The organism is Nonomuraea roseola (assembly GCF_039535395.1).
Taxonomy (GTDB): Bacteria; Actinomycetota; Actinomycetes; order Streptosporangiales; family Streptosporangiaceae; genus Nonomuraea; species Nonomuraea roseola.
On the sequence record NZ_BAAAXC010000014.1, the window covers coordinates 548584 to 565386 of the forward strand.

General features: G+C 72.2%; 18 protein-coding genes, 1 tRNA gene and 1 pseudogene. 16 read left to right on the forward strand and 4 right to left on the reverse strand.

Features of this window, described 5'->3' with window-relative positions:
* Nucleotides 1-2: 2 nt before the first annotated feature.
* From ABFX55_RS20920 to ABFX55_RS20935, 4 genes are all read left to right on the forward strand, one after another.
* Nucleotides 3-76 (forward strand) — tRNA-Ala (locus ABFX55_RS20920).
* A 20-nt stretch (nucleotides 77-96) separates the two neighbouring features.
* Nucleotides 97-1338, forward strand: coding sequence for an SDR family NAD(P)-dependent oxidoreductase (locus ABFX55_RS20925; protein WP_346123428.1), 1242 nt, complete (start codon nucleotides 97-99; stop codon nucleotides 1336-1338).
* Complete coding sequence (locus ABFX55_RS20930; protein WP_346123429.1) at nucleotides 1332-2453, forward strand: leucine-rich repeat domain-containing protein; 1122 nt, start codon at nucleotides 1332-1334, stop codon at nucleotides 2451-2453. The genes ABFX55_RS20925 and ABFX55_RS20930 overlap by 7 nt, the downstream gene beginning before the upstream one ends.
* A gap of 55 nt (nucleotides 2454-2508) precedes the next feature.
* Complete coding sequence (locus ABFX55_RS20935; protein ID WP_346123431.1) at nucleotides 2509-2679, forward strand: hypothetical protein; 171 nt, start codon at nucleotides 2509-2511, stop codon at nucleotides 2677-2679.
* 13 nt (nucleotides 2680-2692) lie between these two features.
* Here ABFX55_RS20935 and ABFX55_RS20940 read toward each other — a convergent pair whose 3' ends face one another.
* Nucleotides 2693-2842 carry a hypothetical protein gene (locus ABFX55_RS20940; RefSeq protein ID WP_183645441.1) on the reverse strand — a complete coding sequence of 50 codons (150 nt, stop codon included), beginning with the start codon at nucleotides 2840-2842 and terminating at the stop codon, nucleotides 2693-2695.
* A gap of 65 nt (nucleotides 2843-2907) precedes the next feature.
* On the opposite strand from ABFX55_RS20940, the gene ABFX55_RS20945 reads away from it, so the two are divergent.
* The 7 genes and pseudogenes from ABFX55_RS20945 to ABFX55_RS20975 all read left to right on the forward strand — a co-directional run bounded on the left by ABFX55_RS20945 (nucleotide 2908) and on the right by ABFX55_RS20975 (nucleotide 10016).
* On the forward strand, nucleotides 2908-3099 hold the full coding sequence (locus tag ABFX55_RS20945; RefSeq protein ID WP_346123433.1) for a hypothetical protein: 192 nt from the start codon (nucleotides 2908-2910) through the stop codon (nucleotides 3097-3099).
* 158 nt (nucleotides 3100-3257) lie between these two features.
* Nucleotides 3258-3983 (forward strand): annotated as a pseudogene (locus ABFX55_RS49875) (serine/threonine-protein kinase); the annotation flags it as partial.
* Between the two features lie 280 nt (nucleotides 3984-4263).
* Nucleotides 4264-4938, forward strand: coding sequence for a hypothetical protein (locus tag ABFX55_RS20955; RefSeq protein WP_346123437.1), 675 nt, complete (start codon nucleotides 4264-4266; stop codon nucleotides 4936-4938).
* An 84-nt stretch (nucleotides 4939-5022) separates the two neighbouring features.
* A complete protein-coding gene (locus tag ABFX55_RS20960; protein WP_346123439.1) occupies nucleotides 5023-6723 on the forward strand; it encodes a carotenoid oxygenase family protein in 1701 nt (566 codons plus the stop codon).
* A gap of 75 nt (nucleotides 6724-6798) precedes the next feature.
* On the forward strand, nucleotides 6799-7326 hold the full coding sequence (locus ABFX55_RS20965) for a hypothetical protein (RefSeq protein WP_346123441.1): 528 nt from the start codon (nucleotides 6799-6801) through the stop codon (nucleotides 7324-7326).
* 185 nt (nucleotides 7327-7511) lie between these two features.
* Complete coding sequence (locus tag ABFX55_RS20970) at nucleotides 7512-9512, forward strand: glycosyl hydrolase family 28-related protein (protein ID WP_346123443.1); 2001 nt, start codon at nucleotides 7512-7514, stop codon at nucleotides 9510-9512.
* Between the two features lie 30 nt (nucleotides 9513-9542).
* The gene (locus ABFX55_RS20975; RefSeq protein ID WP_346123445.1) at nucleotides 9543-10016 is read left to right on the forward strand and encodes a hypothetical protein; all 474 of its coding nucleotides are present in this window, start codon (nucleotides 9543-9545) and stop codon (nucleotides 10014-10016) included.
* A 13-nt stretch (nucleotides 10017-10029) separates the two neighbouring features.
* On the opposite strand, the gene ABFX55_RS20980 is transcribed toward ABFX55_RS20975, so the two are convergent.
* Nucleotides 10030-10620: a TetR/AcrR family transcriptional regulator gene (locus tag ABFX55_RS20980; protein ID WP_346123447.1), complete on the reverse strand. Its 591-nt coding sequence runs from the start codon at nucleotides 10618-10620 to the stop codon at nucleotides 10030-10032.
* Nucleotides 10621-10707: 87 nt separating this feature from the next.
* Here ABFX55_RS20980 and ABFX55_RS20985 point away from each other — a divergent pair, with 87 nt between their 5' ends.
* Nucleotides 10708-11742, forward strand: a complete 1035-nt coding sequence (locus ABFX55_RS20985; RefSeq protein ID WP_346123449.1) for a saccharopine dehydrogenase NADP-binding domain-containing protein — start codon at nucleotides 10708-10710, stop codon at nucleotides 11740-11742.
* Entirely contained in the window at nucleotides 11739-12572 is an 834-nt protein-coding gene (locus ABFX55_RS20990; protein WP_346123451.1) for an NAD(P)H-binding protein, read from the forward strand. Before ABFX55_RS20985 ends, ABFX55_RS20990 begins: the two co-directional genes overlap by 4 nt.
* Here ABFX55_RS20990 and ABFX55_RS20995 read toward each other — a convergent pair.
* Complete coding sequence (locus ABFX55_RS20995) at nucleotides 12512-13465, reverse strand: LysR family transcriptional regulator (protein ID WP_346123453.1); 954 nt, start codon at nucleotides 13463-13465, stop codon at nucleotides 12512-12514. The two genes, ABFX55_RS20990 and ABFX55_RS20995, sit on opposite strands and share 61 nt — an antisense overlap.
* A 72-nt stretch (nucleotides 13466-13537) precedes the next feature.
* Here ABFX55_RS20995 and ABFX55_RS21000 point away from each other — a divergent pair, with 72 nt between their 5' ends.
* Together ABFX55_RS21000 and ABFX55_RS21005 are read left to right on the forward strand one after the other, a co-directional pair.
* The gene (locus tag ABFX55_RS21000; protein WP_346123454.1) at nucleotides 13538-14383 is read left to right on the forward strand and encodes an NAD-dependent epimerase/dehydratase family protein; all 846 of its coding nucleotides are present in this window, start codon (nucleotides 13538-13540) and stop codon (nucleotides 14381-14383) included.
* Nucleotides 14374-15216 (forward strand): aldo/keto reductase, encoded by an 843-nt coding sequence (locus ABFX55_RS21005; RefSeq protein ID WP_346123456.1) that lies wholly within the window; start codon nucleotides 14374-14376, stop codon nucleotides 15214-15216. The genes ABFX55_RS21000 and ABFX55_RS21005 overlap by 10 nt, the downstream gene beginning before the upstream one ends.
* A gap of 39 nt (nucleotides 15217-15255) precedes the next feature.
* On the opposite strand, the gene ABFX55_RS21010 is transcribed toward ABFX55_RS21005, so the two are convergent.
* The gene (locus ABFX55_RS21010; RefSeq protein WP_346123458.1) at nucleotides 15256-15621 is read right to left on the reverse strand and encodes a YybH family protein; all 366 of its coding nucleotides are present in this window, start codon (nucleotides 15619-15621) and stop codon (nucleotides 15256-15258) included.
* Between the two features lie 71 nt (nucleotides 15622-15692).
* On the opposite strand from ABFX55_RS21010, the gene ABFX55_RS21015 reads away from it, so the two are divergent.
* Nucleotides 15693-16610, forward strand: a complete 918-nt coding sequence (locus tag ABFX55_RS21015; protein ID WP_346123460.1) for a LysR family transcriptional regulator — start codon at nucleotides 15693-15695, stop codon at nucleotides 16608-16610.
* Nucleotides 16611-16803 lie beyond the last annotated feature (193 nt).

Here is a 16803-nt window from a genome sequence, read left to right on the forward strand (position 1 = left end):
GGGAGCCCGTAGCGCAGGTGGCCGTCGCGCCTCTATCGCATAGAGGAGGACGCTGGTTCGACTCCAGCCGGGCTCCACCCAGAGGAAGGGACGAACGTGGACGTCTCGACGGTGCTGCGGTGTCTCGGACAGGCGCGGGAGCTACCGCTGGACGATCCCGATCGCCTGCGCCTCGAGCACGCCGCCCTCGCGCTGGTCCGCGACGGCCAGCGCCGCCGCCGCAGGGAGCGCGAACGGGCCGCGGCGCGGAGCGACGCGCAGGCCATGGCCGCCACCGCCATGGGAGCGCCCGAGCGCGTCGCCGACGCGCCCGTCACCCCGCCCGAGGACGCCACCGAGCTCCGGCTGAGCAGGACACGGACCTGCTACATCTGCAAGGCCGGATACGACCGGGTTCGCGGCCTCTATCACCTGCTGTGCCCGGCGTGCGCGTCCGTCAACGCCGCACGCCGTACGGCTCGAACGGACCTGAAGGGACGACGCGCGCTCGTCACCGGCGGACGCGTGAAGATCGGCCACCAGCTCACGCTCAAGCTGCTCCACGACGGCGCCCACGTCACCGTGACCACACGCTTTCCCAACAACGCCGCCCGCCGCTTCGCCGAGGCGGGCGACTGGAAGGGCCGCCTGCGGATCATCGGCCTCGACCTGCGTGACCCGCGCCAGGTCATCGCGCTGACCGACCGGTTGCTGGAGGCCGGCGACCCGCTGGACATCCTGGTCAACAACGCCGCGCAGACCATCCGCAGGCCCGCCTCCTCCTACGCGGCACTGGCCGAGGGCGAGCGTCCTGACGCCGTCCCTGCTTTCACCGAGCCCGTCGCAGGGCTGCCCGACGTGTCCGGGCTGCTGCCCGACCTGTCACCCGCGAACTCCTGGTCGGCCAGGATCGGCGACGTCGACCCCGTGGAGCTGCTGGAGACCCAGCTGGTCAACGCGGTGGCGCCGTTCCTGCTCATCGACCGGCTGCTGCCGCTCCTGCTCGCCTCACCGGCCCAGCGGCGCTACATCATCAACGTCTCGGCGGTGGAGGGCCAGTTCGCCGTCCCCAACAAGACCGGCCGCCACCCGCACACGAACATGGCCAAGGCCGCTCTGAACATGCTGACCCGCACCAGCGCCGCCGATCTCGCGCTGCAGGGCGTGCACCTGTGCAGCGTGGACACCGGGTGGATCACCGACGAGCAGCCCGCACCCGTCAGGGAGCGCCTGGACCGCCGCACGCCGCTGGACGTGATCGACGGCGCCGCCCGCCTCTACGATCCGATCGTGCGCGGCGAGGCGGGTGCGCCCTTGCACGGCGTCTTCCTCAAGGACTACCAGGTGGCGCCATGGTGACGCCCCCTCTTGGCGACCTGCTGGCGTGGCTGCGCGATGGCGAGCCCGTGGCGCGCCGTACCGACTTCGCGGCGGGTTCGGCGATGCCCGACGGGCGGCTCGACCTGTGCAAGCAGGGGCTGGGGCCGTACGGCATGCGCCTGGTCGCCGACGCCCTGCCGGTCGGCGGGCCCGCCCGCCACCTGCTGCTCGGCACCGACGGCCTCGGCGACGAGGGAGCGGAGATCGCCGCGGCGGGCGCGGCCCATTCGGGGGCGGCGACCCTCTATCTCGGCTGCAACGCCATCACCGCCGCGGGGGCCTGCAGAATCGCCGACCGCCTGATCGCCTCGCCGGGGATCGTGCGCGGGCTCTGGCTCAAGCGCAACCCACTGGGCCCCGACGGCGGCCGGATCGTCGCGGAGACCGTCGACGCGGGCCTGCGCACGATCGACCTGGTCCAGACGGGCCTGGACGCGGCGGGCCTCGCCGTCCTGGTCGACCGTCTGCTGGCCACGGGAGGAGCGGGACGGCTGTTCATCAGCGGCAACCGGCTGGGCCCCGAGGGCGCCGAGCAGCTGGCCCGGCTGATCGCCCGTGACGGAGCCGAGGAGCTCTATGTCTCCGCGGCCGGTCTGGGCGACCAGGGCGCGTCGGTCGTGGCCGGCGCGCTACGTCCTGGACGGCTGCGGCGCCTGTCGATGGCCAGCAACGGCATCGGCCCTGCCGTACTGGCCGAGCTCGTCGCTGCGGCGGCGCGGGCCGGTGTGGAGATGCTCGACCTGGGACGCGCGCCCTCCGCGAAGCCCCTCCACGCTGCGGACAACCGCCTCGACGAGCAGGCGGCGGCCCTGATCGCCCAGGCGCTGTCGGAAGGGCCGCACCGGCTGGCCCACCTCGATCTGCGCCACACCGGCCTCACCAGTAGAGGGGCGCTGCACCTGCTCGCGGGTGCCGGGCGCGCTCCGTCCCCGACGAGGTACACGCTGGGCGGTGGCATCGCCTCCCGGGTGAAGCGCGAACTCAACGAGCTGGCGGCGGCCGTACCCGGTCTTCGACCCCATCCAGATGTCGCGGCGGTCCGCAGCGTCCACAGGGTCGCTGATCGCGCGGCCCACGGGGTCACGGGTGTGTAGGGTCGGTTCAGTCGTCGCCTGACAGGCGCTGTGGCGGGGATGGCGTGGCTCCCGGGTGGTGGCGATCGCCCTGGCCGTCCTGCTGGTCCTGCAGGGGCCGGGCACGCTGGGGACCGTCACGGCCGGCGTCCTTCCCGCCGTGGCCGCGACGGTGCTCTCGGCGGCGCTCCTCGCGCTGCTCGTCGTTCCTGGGGCCTCCCGCGCGTGGTTCGCGCGGCGCCGCTGACGCGATGCTCGCCTCAGTGGCGACGCGAGCGGAACCGCTCGAAGAAGCTTTTGGCCTTCTGCTGGTTATGAGGGTCGCGGGCCATCCGCTTGGCCTTGTCCATCGTCTGTCTGCCCGAGGGGCTGCGCAGGTACGCGCGCACCCGATCAATGATCGTTGACATGCCATCCCCCTACCCGCCACATTCGCCTCGATGCGCCGACGGGACACGGCAGTAGGCTCGGTCCGGTGGAGACCCCGCGAAGGAACGCGGCGGAGCTGCTGGCCAGGGCTCGCGGCGGCGACGCGGCGGCCTTCGACCTGCTGGTCGCCGACGGCAAGACGCCGCCGCTGCGCCTGCTCGGCACGCGGTCGCAGGAGGGCTCGGACAACCTCCTGGTCCGCTACGCCGCGGGGTCGGAGGGCGAGCGCCGGCGCTGACGCGCGGACGGGGCCGCCCGCCGTACCGCGACAGCGTGCGGTACGGCAGGCGGTCCGCGCCAGACCTTCCGCCCATCCGGCACAATGAGATCCACGCTCCTACCCGCTCGAAGGCGAGGTCTCCGTCGCATGCGTCGTGACCGATCGGAGAGCTCCTGATGCGGCGGATTCCGCCCCTGCGATCGACCGATCCCCGGCAGGTCGCCGGGTTCACCCTGCGCGGACGGCTCGGCCAGGGCGGCCAGGGCACGGTCTTCCTCGGCGTCTCCCCCACGGGGGAGCAGGTGGCGGTCAAGCTCCTGCACGCCGCCTTCGGCCAGGACACCGAGGCCAGACGCTACTTCGACAGGGAGCTGGCGGCGCTGCGGCGGGTGGCGCCGTTCTGCACGGCCCGCGTCCTGGCCGCCGAGCCCGACGCCGACCCTCCCTACGTCATCAGCGAGTACATCGACGGCCCCTCGGTGCAGGACGCGGTGCGCGACCGCGGGGTCATGGCGGGCGCCGAGCTGACCCGCCTGGCCATCGCGACCGCGACGGCGCTGGGTGCCATCCACGCGGCGGGGGTCGTCCATCGTGACTTCAAACCGGCGAACGTGCTGCTGGCCGCGGACGGCCCGCGCGTCATCGACTTCGGCATCGCCCGCCCGCTCGATGCCACGGCCGCCACGGTCAGCGGGGTCGTGGGCACCCCCGCCTACATGTCGCCCGAGCAGCTCGCGGGCGACCCCGCGGGCCCGCCCATGGACCTGTTCGCGTGGGCCTGCACGATCGTGTACGCGGCCGCCGGCCGTCCGCCGTTCGGTCATGAGCCGCTTCCCGCCGTGATCAACCGCATCCTGAACGCCCCGCCCGACCTCGGCCCGCTGACGGGGACCTTACGCGCCCTCGTCGCCGCCTGCCTGGAGAAGGACCCGTCGCGGCGGCCGACAGCCCAGCAGGTGCTGCTGGGGCTGATGGACGAGCGGCCCGGCGCCCCGATCCCCCCTCTCACCGGCCCCGTCGATCCGCGGCCACCCGCGGCCCGCCCCTGGCCCCCCCGCGCCCCCACCACCGGGACCGCCCGCCTGGCCGGCCCCGGCCCCGCCGTCATGGCAGGCCTCGAAGCCGCCTGCGGGGCGGAGCTCCGTGCATCCCGCCATGCCGCCCACGACCCAGCCCAGCCGGATGAAAAGCAGGGCGGTCGCCGGCGCGGCGCTCACCGCGGGCCTGGCCGTCCTGACGGTTCTCGCCGTCGTCATCGCCAACGTCATGAAACAGCCGGACACCGGCTCAGGCCCGACGACCTCGCCCTCCACCGCCATGTCGCAGGCGACGCCCGCGGGGCAGCTGGCCCGCTCACCCCGCCTCGGGCTGGAGTTCTGGCAGGACGGCACGCCCAGCCTCCTCACCCTGACCGACCTCGAACGCCCCGTCACCACGGTCGCCATGAAGCGGGCGCCGTTCGAGCTGCGCTTCCCCACCCTCCCCAAGGACACCCCCCTGCAGATCTGCGCGTGGACGGACGCCTCCGTCTTCTCCATCACCGACGGGGGCAAGACCGACGATCACCCCTGCTTCGCCCCTGGCACCGGCATCGCCGACTACGAGCACGGCTCGGGCACCCTGTACCTGAACAACGCGGGCCACAACCACCTGGTCGGCAGCCGCGTCGCCGCTCACTCCGCCACCCAGGACAAGGTCCTGTTCGCCAGCCTCTTCCAGGGCGGCGCCGCGTCGCCCGTGGCCCAGCGGCAGGGCGAGCTCTACCTGACCGTCTTCGTCGACCTCGACGGCGACGGAGCCTTCAAGCGGGCCGGCGAGGGCGAGTACGAGTATCTCGTCCTCGACTTCCCCTCCTGATCGCGTCGCACGGCGGGTTGACTCCTCGCGTCTCGGGCGGTGTGGTGGCGGTACCGGGTAACAGAACGAGATTCGGAGGCCGTCGTGCCGATTCCGCGCTCCATCCTGACCAAGGGTGACCTCCCCGACCTCGATCTGCGCGTCGTGCGGGGCGCGTGGCCCTCCGACATCTCGGGCCACATGGTGATCAGCACCTCCGACCAGCGCACCCACCCCGTCCACGCCTTCTTCGGCGACGGCGTCATGGTCAGGCTGGCCCTCGAGCCCGGCACCGACGGCGCGGCACCCGACCGCTTCGCCTGGCGGCCACGGGTCATCGACACCCCCTCGGTACGGCTGCGCCGCCGCCGTCCCGAGGTGTTCACCGCCACGAGGCTCGGCACCACCTCCCCTTTCGGCACGCTCAACGCCGCCAACACCGCGCCCCTGCCATGGGGCGACAGGCTCTTCGCCACCTGGGACGCCGGGCGACCTGTCGAGATCGACCCCGTCACACTGGCCTTCGTGGCGGAGGTGGGCCACCGTGACGACTGGGCGCCCGCGCTCGACGCGCCCGTGCTGCCGCTGATCGCCACGACCGCGCATCCGGTGATCGACCCCGAGCGTGGCTGCCTGTGGTCGGTCACCCGCGACGTCTTCAGCGGTGAGCTGTCGGTCGTCCGCTACGACGGCTCTGGCAGGCACGTCAGGAGATGGAGGGTCGAGGGCGTGACCTTCCCCCAGGCCACGCACACGATCACGCAGACCCGCGACTGGCTGGTGCTGGCCGACACCGCCTACAAGGTGGACCTGGCCGACGACCGTACGGTGGCCAACAACCCCGACGGCCCGCTGGTCCTGGTTCGCAAGGACGACCTGGAGTCGGCGGGCGGCGGCGGGGCCGTGCGGGGCAGCGTCTTCAGGCTCGCCCCCGAGGTCAACCACTTCTACGCCGCCTACGACGACTCGGCGGGCATCCGCGTCGTCATGGAGCACACGCCGGGCGTCGACATCGGGATGTACCTGCGGGAGGACGACGTGGACGCCTTCGGCCGCCCGATCGACCCCGCGCTGCGCGGCATGTACTGCCACGGCATGAGCCCCGCGCTCACCACCGTGCTGGAGTTCGACCCCGTCAAGGGCACCGTCACCGATGTGGCCAGGCTGTACGACCCGTCGCGCTACTGGCAGGCCGAGCTGTCTGCCATGGACTGGTCCTTCGAAGGTCAGCTCGCGCCCACGCGCCACCACCTCGTCTTCCAGGGCTTCCATCCCGAGGCGATCAACCAGCGGGCGCTGCGGAACTACGAGGGCAGGGTCGACCCTTCGATCTTCCCCCGTGAGGAGACGCCCTCCGTGCTCGCGTCGCTGGAGCGCGACTCGCTCAAGCCGCTGGCGGAGTGGGCGTGGACGGTGGAGGACTACCCGACCTCGCCCGTGTTCGTCCCGCGCTCACCCGGCGGCCCCGGCAGGTCGCGTTACGCGGGCCGCGACCCCGGCGGGCACAGCGGGTACCTGGCCGTCGTCGTCCACCACGACGACGGCTTCCGCGTCGAGCTCCTGGACGCCGCCGACGTCTCGCGCGGGCCAGTGGCGGTGCTCGCTCCTCCGGGCGGAGAGGTGATCCCTTTCATGATCCACGGGGCGTGGCTACCTCGCGCGGTTCCCGCTCCGCGAGACCTCGAGCGTCTCTCCTTCGCCGACGACCTGGACGACAGGCTCTCGAGCCTCGATCCCGACCTCCAGGCCGCCGCCAGGGCGGTCGCGGCCGACCTGCCCCAGGGAGGCGACCGCCACCCTGAGTGAAGCCAAGAAAGCCGACCGTGACATTCGCCTGCGCGCCGCGCGGCCATGGCCGCTCTCTCGCCCTACCGTGGGAGGGTGAGCGCCAACCACAACCTGCCGGCAGGCGCGGCCGGAAGCACCGAGACGGCGGACGCGGCCGCCCTGGTCATCAGCGAGTGCGCCCGCTTCGGCGCGTGCGTACAGATCCTGGCCCGCAGGCTCGGCGAGGCCGACGCCGACCGCGACGAGCTTCAGCAGGCCGTCATGTACGTGCACGCCATGCTGGCCGATCTGATGGCCACCGTCAGGCCGCTGCACCATCAGGACCTGCGGCGGATCCTGCACGACCGCGCCGTCGGCCGTACCCGCTGCGCGGGCGGCTGCCGTCCCCACCCGCCGGGTGAACACACCGACGCCGACACCGACACCGACGCCGGGGCCGCGCTGTGCGCGGGCTGCGGCGGCGCGGCCTGCGCGCGATGCACCTACCCGGTCCCCCTGGACGGCCCCGCCCTGTGCTGGCGATGCTCCGATCCCGGGGGCGAAGGCCAGGACGGCGCGACCCGTCCGCCCGGCAGGGAGCACCGCCACGGCGGCGACCTGCCCTGGGTGGCCACCGCCTAGACGTCGCGCAACGACTCGGGAGTAGACCGCAAGAAGACAGCAGGCTCGTGAAAATGGCTCACAGAAGCCTTGTCAAGCGTGTTCGTGACCCCTACTGTCACCTCACTGCCTCGCCCCGTCTTCAGGCGTTCATCCAGAGAAACGAGCACGCGATGTCACCCAGCAACCGGTTACCGCGAAGGGTCATGACGGTGATCACCGCGACCGCCGCCGCGCTCAGCCTCGTGCCAGGCGGCACGCCGGGGGCCGCCGCCGAGGCGGGCCGCACGGCCGCGCCCGTGGTGACGCGCGCCGCCCTCGACCCCTCGCTCGTCGAGGGCAGAGGCGCCGAGGTCGCCTTCGCCGAGCAGGAGGCGGAGAACGCCGTGACGAACGGGACCGTCATCGGCCCCGACCGCACCGCGTACACGCTGCCGTCGGAGGCCTCGGGCCGTAGGGCGGTCAGGCTGACGCCCGGACAGCACGTGGAGTTCACGCTGCCGGCCGCGGCCAACGCGATCACCGTGCGCTACAGCATCCCCGACGCGCCGAACGGCGGCGGCATCACCGCGCCGCTCGACGTCACGGTGAACGGCAGAGCCAAGAAGACCATGACGCTCACGTCGCAGTACGCGTGGCTGTACAACCAGTATCCGTTCTCCAACGACCCGAGCGCCGACCTGCTGCACCTCGACTGGTGGATCACCGAGTGCTCCTGCGTGCCCAGCGCCACCACGCCTGCCCCGGTGATCACCAAGCCGTTCCGCCCCAGCCACTTCTACGACGAGCAGCGCCTCCTGCTCGGCAGGGCCTACCGGGCCGGCGACAGGGTGCGCCTCACCGTCCCCTCGGGAAGCGGCGCCGCGTGGACGGTCGTCGACCTGCTCGACTCCGAGCTCGTCGGCGCGCCGCACGTCAGGCTCGTCGCGGCCAACGTGCTCGCCTTCGGGGCCGACCCCACGGGACGGCGCGACTCCGCCGGCGCCTTCGACAGAGCGATCGCCTTCGCAAGGAGCCAGCGGCTCAGGGTCTACCTCCCGCCCGGCACCTACCAGGTCAACCGCCACATCGTCGTCGACGACGTGACGATCGAGGGCGCGGGCAGCTGGTACACCGTCGTCAAGGGCCGCGAGGTCGCGCTCGACCGGCCCGCCCCCGACGGCTCGGTGCACACCGGCGTCGGCTTCTACGGCAGAGGCGCGGCCGACGGCGGCAGCAGGAACGTTCACCTGTCCGGATTCGCGATCGAGGGCGACGTCCGCGAGCGCATCGACACCGACCAGGTGAACGGCGTCGGCGGCGCGATGAGCGACTCCACCATCGACGGCCTGCACATCCGTCACACCAAGGTCGGCATGTGGTTCGACGGGCCCATGACGAACCTGCGGATCACCCGCACCATCGTCGTCGACCAGATCGCCGACGCGCTCAACTTCCACACCGGCGTGACGGACTCGCTGGTGTCGCACACCTTCGTCCGCAACACCGGCGACGACGGCCTGGCCATGTGGTCGGAGAAGAGCGCCGACGCGGGCAACACCTTCGACCGCAACACCGTGCAGACGCCGGTCCTGGCCAACGGCATCGCCGTCTACGGAGGCACGGACAACACCGTCTCCAACAACCTCGTCGCCGACCCGGTCCGCGAGGGCAGCGCGATCCAGGTCAGCTCCCGCTTCGGCGCCGAGCCGTTCACCGGGCACCTGTGGATCAAGGACAACACCACGGTCAGGTCGGGCACGTTCGAGCTCAACTGGAAGATCGGCCTGGGCGCCATCTGGTTCTACGCGCTCGAGAAGGACATCGACGCCGACATCCGGGTGACAGGCAACCACTTCCTGGACAACACCTACAACGCGATCATGCTGGTGAGCGAGTGGTCGGTGAAGGACCTCTACTCGATCGACGGTGTCCACTTCAAGGACATCAGGGTGGACGGCACCGGCACCTCGGTCGTCAGCGCCCGCGTGAAAGGGTCGGCGACCTTCGAGAACGTGGACGCCCGCAACGTCGGCGCGGTCGGCGTCAACAACTGCGGCTCGTTCACCTTCCCTGCCACCGGATCGGAGTTCTCGCTGACCGACCTCGGCGGCAACGACGGCGGCGGCGTCACCGGCCCGTGGCTGGCCCCCTGGATGCTGCCGAACACCATCACCTGCGACGACCGCCCGCCGGTCGTGGCGCCTCCCGCGCCTTCGCCGTGGTGAATCGGTGACGGAGTGTGACAGGATCGCCGGGTGCGTACGACGCTGCGGATCCTGGTCGCGCTCGTCCTGGCGCTCGCGCCGGCCGGCCCCTCGACGGCGGCCGAAGAGCCGTTGGACGGCTTCACCATCGAGCACGTCCCGCGCGGCGCGGGTCCGAGCGTGTCGGAGTTCGCGTACGAGCCCGACGACGGGGTCAGGTGCGCCTCGCGGGTCTGGGAGCGGGCGACAGGCGACGGCGGTCACAGCGTCGACCTGACCGTCGTCGTCCTGCGCGGCGCGAGCCTGACCACGCTCGGCCGGCTGCGCTCGTTCATGGCGCGTCACCATGAGCGGGCACCCGGTTCCTGGAGCGAGGTCATGGTCGGGGCGCGTCCGGGGCTGCGGGCGGATGGCCACGTGTTCTGGCTGGTGGAGCCGGGCGTGGCCGTCTCCGTCACGATCGACACCGGCAGGTTCGGCCCTGGAGAGCTGACGGCCGTCGCCGAAGGCGTCCGGCACGGCTGACGGCCGCCCTCCGTCAGGGCTTGAGCGCCTCCAGCAGGCGCTCGGCCTCCGCCGCGAGGACGGGCAGGTCCGCCTCAGGGTCGGGCGAGCGGGCCAGCAGCATGCCGCCCTCGCAGAGCGCTCCGAAGACCAGCTGGGCCCTGGCGGGCAGGTTCCCTTCGGCGAGCAGCCCGTCGGCGGCGGCCATGCGCATGCCGTCGAGCAGGACCCTGAGCGTGTGACCGTACTCGATCTCCCGCACTGCCTCCCACCCCAGCACCGAGGGCCCGTCCAGGATGACGATCTGCCGGAAGCCCGGATCGAGACAGCGCTCGAGGAAGGTGCGGCAGCCGCGCCGCAGCGCCGCCCACGAGTCACCCTCGCTCATGGCCACCCGCCCCAGCATGGCGGCGGTCTCCTCCTGCTCGCGGACGAACGCCGCCCTGAACAGCGCGGGCTTGCCCTCGAAGTGGTGGTAGGCCGCGCCCTTGGTCACCCCGGCCGCCGCGGCGATCGCGTCGATCGACGTCGCGGCGTAGCCGTTCCTGCCGAACAGCTCCTGCGCGGCGCTGACCAGCTGTGACGTCGTCGCGTCCGAACGCTCGGCCTGGGTGCGGCGGCCCATCGTGCACTCCCCCATTGACTTACGTACTCGCGGTACGTAACTTCGACAGAAGTTACATACCCTCAGTATGAAACATGGAGGTGAGTTGTGTCCTCACCGCACATCGCCGTCTACGGCGCCACCGGTCACACGGGACGTCTGGTCGCCGCCGAGCTGCGCGCCCGAGGCAGGGAGGTCATCCTGGCCGGTCGCGACGGCGCGGCGCTCAAGGCGCTGTCCGACGAGCTCGGCGGCGCCCGCGTCCACCAGGCGGCTCTGGACGACCCCGCCGCGCTACGGGCGCTCGCGGCGCAGGCGTCCGTCCTGATCCACTGCGCGGGTCCCTTCACCGAGACGGGCAAGCCTGTCGCGCAGGCCGCGGCCGAGGCCGGCTGCCACTACGTCGACCACGGCCTGGAGCAGCACCACACCCGCTGGATGTTCGAGGCCATGCGGGAGCCCGCCCAGCGCGCGGGCATCACCATGGTCACCGCGATGAGCTTCTACGGCGGGCTGGGCGACCTGCTCGCCGGCGCCGTGGCCGAGGGCCTGACCGGCATCGAGCGGGTGACGGTCGCCTACGCGGTGACCGGATGGCGGCTGACCACGGGGGCGAAGAAGACCGCCGAGCTCCTGTTCGCCGACACCCAGCGGATCACCTACACCGACGGCGCCTTCCACATCGGCTACGTCGAGCCGCGCAACGCGGTCTTCCCCTTCCCTCCGCCGCTCGGACCGCGCACGATGATCGCGCCGCTCCCATCGTCCGACGTGGTGACCATCCCCAGGCACGTCGAGGCGCTGCGCGTGGAGGCGCAGCTGACCGCCGACACCTTCTCCGAGGAGCAGGTCTTCAGCAGCGAGCACATCGACGCCGAGACCAGAGCGGGCTCCGACTTCACCGTGGCCGTCCAGGTGATCACCGCGGACGGCGGCAGGGCGGGGCAGGTGCGCGGGCACGACCTGTGGCGCGCCAGCGCCGTCGCCTCGGTGGAGGCGGCCCTGCGCCTGGCCGAGGGACGGGGTCCCGGGTCGAGCGGCGTCCACGGCCCCGCCGAGGCCTTCCCCGCCGAGCCGTACCTGCGCGATCTCGAACGGCTCGGCCTGTTCACTCTCAGCATTCAGGGAAGGGCGGAACGATGATCCTCGTCACGGGCGCGGCAGGAGGGCCGCAGGGCTCGACAGGACGGCAGGTCGTGGAGCTTCTGCTCGAGCGGGGCGAGGCCGTGCGGGCGTTCGTCCACTCCGACGACCACAGGGCGGAGGAGCTGCGCAAGCTCGGGGCCGAGGTGGTCGTCGGCGATCTGCGCGAGATCTCCTCCGTACGGCCTGCAGTACGCGGGGTGCGGCGAGCCTTCTTCACCTATCCGGTGACGGCCGGCCTCCTGGACGCCACGGGCGTCTTCGCGGCGGCGGCCAGGGAGGAGGGCGTGGAGCGGGTCGTCGAGGTGTCCCAGCTGGACGCCGGCCCCGAGGCCGGCACGCCGCGGATGCGCCGCCACTGGGTGTCGGAGCAGGTCTTCGACTGGGCGGGCGTGGGCGCGGTGCACCTGCGGGCGGCGGTCTTCTTCGAGAACCTGGCCGTCGTGGCCGCCGCGGGAGAGGGCGGGGAGCTGGCCCTTCCGCTGGGCTCGAGGGACACGCTGCTGCCGCTCGTCGCGGCCGCCGACGTGGCCAGGGCGGGGGCGCGTCTGCTGCTCGAGCCGGGCCCCGTCGACCCGATCTGCCTGCTCACCGGGCAGATGGCGACCATCGGCCAGGTGGCGGACGCCATGGGCCTGCGCTACGTCGATCTCCCTCCAGAGCAGTGGGAGGAGCGCGCGATGGCCGTCTACGGCGACCCTTACGCCGTCGAGCACCTGTCGCACCTGTGGGCGATCTTCAGGTTCATCGGCTCGGCCGACCACCCGCTCTACCGGGTCACCATCGAGCGGCCTGTGACCCTGGAGGAGTTCGTCCGCTCCAGCACCTGACGCTCCACGATCTGCCGCGCGGCCTCGCGCAGCGCGCCGGTCATCGCCTCGACCAGCGGCGAGGGGTGCCTGCGCGAGGCGGCCACCCCGACGTACCTGGCCGGGCGGGGCGGCCTGACCGGCACGAGGGTGAGGTCCGCGGCGCCGGGATCGAGCCCGAGCTCGGGGACCAGGGTGACGCCCAGCCCCGCCGCGACCAGGGCCTGGGCGAAGAAGTAGTCGGTCGTGCTGCCCGAGACCCGCAGCTCGAACCCTGCCATGGCCGCGTAGCGGCGCAGGAAGCCCTCGGTCCTGGTGCATCCGATCACCCATGATTCGGTGGCGAGCTCGGCCAGGTCGAGCTCGTCTCGCCTGGCGAGCGGGTGACGGGGCGGGAGGACCACCGACATGGGATCGTCCATGAGCGGCGTCCACTCCAGGCCGGACGAGTCGGGCAGCGGCCCGTCGAAGTGGTAGGCGACCGCCAGATCGGCCCTGCCCTCCCGCACCAGCGACAGGCTGACCTCGGGCTCCCCCTCGACGACGTTGACCTCGACCTCGGGATGGGCGGCGACAAAGCCTTCCAGCGCGGACGGCAGCAGGCGGCGCCCGCCGCTGGTGAAGGTGGCGACGGTCAGCCTGCTGCGTCCTGTCGTGAGCCTGCTGATCTGCTCGCGGGCCCTGTGGAGCTCGGCGAAGATCGCCTCGGCCGACTCGACCAGCAGCCGCCCCGACTCGGTGAGCACCACGCCGCGGGTGCTGCGCTCGACCACCGGCGCGCCGACCGCGCGCTCCAGCGCGGAGATCTGCTGGGAGACCGCCGACGGTGTGAACAGCAACGCCGCGGCGGCCTTGCTGAAGCTGCCCTGCCTGGCCACCTCCCGCAGCACCCGCAGGCGCGCCACGTCGATCATCAGTTCTCCTTAAAGCGGGTTAAGCAGGCTGCCACTTCTGCTTAAGACCATAGCCGGGCAGGCTCGGTGCCCATGAGAACCGTCTGCGTCATCGGGGGCAGCCGATACTTCGGCCGCCACCTGATCGAGTCCTTGTCCGCCGTCGCGGAGGTCACCCTGGTCAACAGGGGGTCCATGCCGGCGCCCCCCGGGGTCGAGCACGTGGTCGCCGACAGGGACTCCGCCTCCGCCATGACGGCCGCTCTGGGAGCCCGCGCGTTCGACGTGGTGATCGACCAGGTCTGCTACACCCCCGACCAGGCGCGCACGGCCCTCGAGGTCTTCGCGGGCCGTACCCCTCGCTACGTGATGACTTCGACGATCGAGGTGTACGCCGACCTGGAGCACAGCGGGCCCGTGGCGGAGACGACCGTGGATCCGCTGGCCGTGCCGGTACGGCACGGCCAGCGGGAGTACGCCTACGGCGACGGCAAGCGGCAGGCCGAGGCGGTCCTCGCCCGACAGTCCGCCTTCGACTTCGTCAGCGTGCGCAGCACCCACGTGCTCGGCGGGCATGACTTCACCGGACGCCTCGCGCACTACAAGGAGCGCATCGCGGACGGCAGGCCGGTCGCCGTCCACGCCGACCCGAAGCCGACCTGCTTCGTCAACGACAGGGAGATCGCCGCCGTGCTCGAGTGGGCGGCGGGCGCGGACTTCACCGGCGCCGTCAACGCCTGCTCCCACGGCGAGCTGGACATCCTCGCCCTGTGCGAGGTCATCGCCGCGAAGGTGGGCAGGCGGCCGGTGTACGAGCGGGGCGAGTCGCCGTACTCCTTCCAGCGCTACTACGCGATGGACAACAGCCGCGCCACGAGCCTCGGCTTCACCTTCTCGCACGTGAGCGACTGGCTGGAGGAGGCCGTGGCATGCGCCTGATCGGTCAGCACGAGGTCAGCGCGATCGGGATGGGCGCCATGCCGCTGTCCATCGAGGGACGTCCCGACCGCGACAGGGCCCTGGCCACCGTCCGCGCCGCGCTCGACGCGGGGATCACCCTGATCGACACCGCCGACTCCTACCACTGGCACGCCGACGAGGTCGGCCACAACGAGCGGCTCCTCGCGGGCTTCGCGCGGGAGGCGATGATCGCCACCAAGGGCGGCAGAGGCCGTCCCGGCGACGGGTCGTGGACGGTGAACGGCACGCCCGGCCACCTCGTCCGCGCCTGCGAGGCCTCACTGAGGCGGCTCGGCGTCGAGGCCATCGACCTGTACCAGCTGCACAAGCCCGATCCCGAGGTCCCGTGGGCCGACTCGGTCGGCGCCCTGCGCACGCTGCTGGATCAGGGAAAGATCCGCATGGCGGGCATCTCGAACGTGACGGCCGAGCAGATCCTGACGGCCCGCGAGATCCTCGGCGAGAGGCTCGTCTCGGTGCAGAACCGGTTCTCGCCCGCCGCACGGGACAGCGAGCCCGAGCTGCGCCTGTGCGCGGACCTCGGTCTGGCGTTCCTGCCGTGGAGCCCGCTCGGCGGCATCTCCCGCAGTTCGCTGGACGGGCCTTCGGCCGACGAGGGCTCTCGCACGCCCTTCCACGAGATCGCCCGCGAGCGCGGGGTGAGCCCGCAGCGCGTCTGCCTGGCCTGGCTGCTCACCCTGTCGCCCACGCTCATCCCGATCCCCGGCGCCAGCCGCCCGGAGACCATCCGCGACTCGGCCGCCGCCACGACGCTCACCCTGACCGAGACCGAAATCGCGCGCCTCACGTAGCGGGCCTGGTCCACATCGGGTCGCCTGGCCGTCGGGAAATCAGCGGGCAGGGGGTGTGAACTCGGGCTGATCGAGGAGGCGTAGCCAGCTGCCGTCGGGCTGGCGGCGGACGACCTGGGCGCGGGCGCCCGCGCCGTCCCTCGGCGGGGTCGAGGTGAGGGCGAGGTCGCCGCTGATCAACGTCGGCAGCGGCTCCTCCGGCTCGAAGCGGGGACGGTTGGCCAGCACCTTCGCCCACAGCTCGCGGATCGCCTCACGACCCACCGTCTGGCTGCCCGGCGGGTAGGCCAGCACCGCGTCCTGCTCGTACAGCGCGGCGACTCCCGCCGCGTCACCCGCGTTGGACCGTTCGACGAACAGCCTGGTGATGTCCTCGGGCCTCATGGCCTTCTCGTATTCCGTCATGTCTCCAGCCTCGCCCCTCTCCTGGCCAGAAGTCCAACAGATAGAACTGCTGGGAACTAGAATCTGTGCTTATGGAACTGCGGCAGCTGGAGTACTTCGTCGCCGTCGCCGAGGAGCGGAACTTCACCAGGGCGGCCGAGCGGGTGCACATCAGCCAGTCGGGCGTCAGCGCCCAGATCCGTCAGCTCGAACGCGAGCTCGGCGCCGAGCTCTTCGACCGGTCGGCGCGCACCGCGACCCTCACGGTCGCAGGCAAGGCCGCGCTCCAGCACGCCCGCGCCGCGCTCGCCGCCGCGGGCGCGCTCGGCCAGGCGGTGGACGAGGTGAGCGACCTGATCAGGGGCAGGCTCACGGTCGGCATGGTCATCGGCTGCACGATCACGCCGCTGTTCGACGCCCTTGCGGCCTTTCACCGGGCACATCCGGGTGTGGAGCTCTCGCTGCTGGAGGACAACTCCGACCGGCTCGTCGAGGGGGTCCGGGCGGGCGCCCTCGACCTGGCTCTGATCGGCGCCGCGACCGCCACCCCCGAGGACCTGGAGGCGCTGACGATCATCGATGAACGCCTCGTGGCCGCGGTCCCCGCCGGGCACCCTCTGGCGGAACGGCAGGCGATCAGCCTGCGTGACCTCGGCGCGTACCCGATCGTGTGCATGCCGCCAGGCACCGGCCTGCGCACGGTGTTCGACCGCGCGTGCGCCGCGCAGGACCTCCACCCCGCGATCGCACTGCAGGCCAGCGCCTCGGACGCCATCGCCGACCTCGCCGTCCGAGGGCTCGGCGTCGCCGTCCTCAGCGAGTCGATGGCCGCGCACTACCGCGACCGGCTCACCGCCCTGCCCCTGGACGACGTCGAGACGCCCGCTCTGCTCGCCCTGGTCTGGAAGAGCGCCCACGGCCCCGCGGTGCGTGAGTTCCTCCGGTACGGCAGGCGGGCCTTCGCAGGTCCGGGCGCTGCCGATCGCGCCGGCCGAGAGGCCTCGTCATGAACTCCGTGACCGGTCTGCTCGGTGACCAGGAGCTCGAACGCTCGTCGGTCGTGGCCAACTGCCTGATGAACCGCGAGCGCCGCCTGCCCGGCTACAACCGCGAGCTGGGTCTGGACATCGCCGGCCACCTCCGCGCCCGAACCGCCGAACGGGCCGCACCGCCGCCGATCCCGTCGCGCCGCCGGCTGGGGCT

What these genes read in the sequence shown, in the direction of transcription:
- ABFX55_RS20930 (WP_346123429.1), top strand. Translation starts at nt 1,332, where the DNA reads ATGGTGACGCCCCCTCTTGGCGACCTGCTGGCGTGGCTGCGCGATGGC.
- ABFX55_RS20940 (WP_183645441.1), bottom strand. Translation starts at nt 2,842, where the DNA reads ATGTCAACGATCATTGATCGGGTGCGCGCGTACCTGCGCAGCCCCTCG.
- ABFX55_RS20955 (WP_346123437.1), top strand. Translation starts at nt 4,264, where the DNA reads ATGAAAAGCAGGGCGGTCGCCGGCGCGGCGCTCACCGCGGGCCTGGCC.
- ABFX55_RS20970 (WP_346123443.1), top strand. Translation starts at nt 7,512, where the DNA reads ATGACGGTGATCACCGCGACCGCCGCCGCGCTCAGCCTCGTGCCAGGC.
- ABFX55_RS20980 (WP_346123447.1), bottom strand. Translation starts at nt 10,620, where the DNA reads ATGGGCCGCCGCACCCAGGCCGAGCGTTCGGACGCGACGACGTCACAG.
- ABFX55_RS20990 (WP_346123451.1), top strand. Translation starts at nt 11,739, where the DNA reads ATGATCCTCGTCACGGGCGCGGCAGGAGGGCCGCAGGGCTCGACAGGA.
- ABFX55_RS20995 (WP_346123453.1), bottom strand. Translation starts at nt 13,465, where the DNA reads ATGATCGACGTGGCGCGCCTGCGGGTGCTGCGGGAGGTGGCCAGGCAG.
- ABFX55_RS21000 (WP_346123454.1), top strand. Translation starts at nt 13,538, where the DNA reads ATGAGAACCGTCTGCGTCATCGGGGGCAGCCGATACTTCGGCCGCCAC.
- ABFX55_RS21005 (WP_346123456.1), top strand. Translation starts at nt 14,374, where the DNA reads ATGCGCCTGATCGGTCAGCACGAGGTCAGCGCGATCGGGATGGGCGCC.
- ABFX55_RS21010 (WP_346123458.1), bottom strand. Translation starts at nt 15,621, where the DNA reads ATGACGGAATACGAGAAGGCCATGAGGCCCGAGGACATCACCAGGCTG.
- ABFX55_RS21015 (WP_346123460.1), top strand. Translation starts at nt 15,693, where the DNA reads ATGGAACTGCGGCAGCTGGAGTACTTCGTCGCCGTCGCCGAGGAGCGG.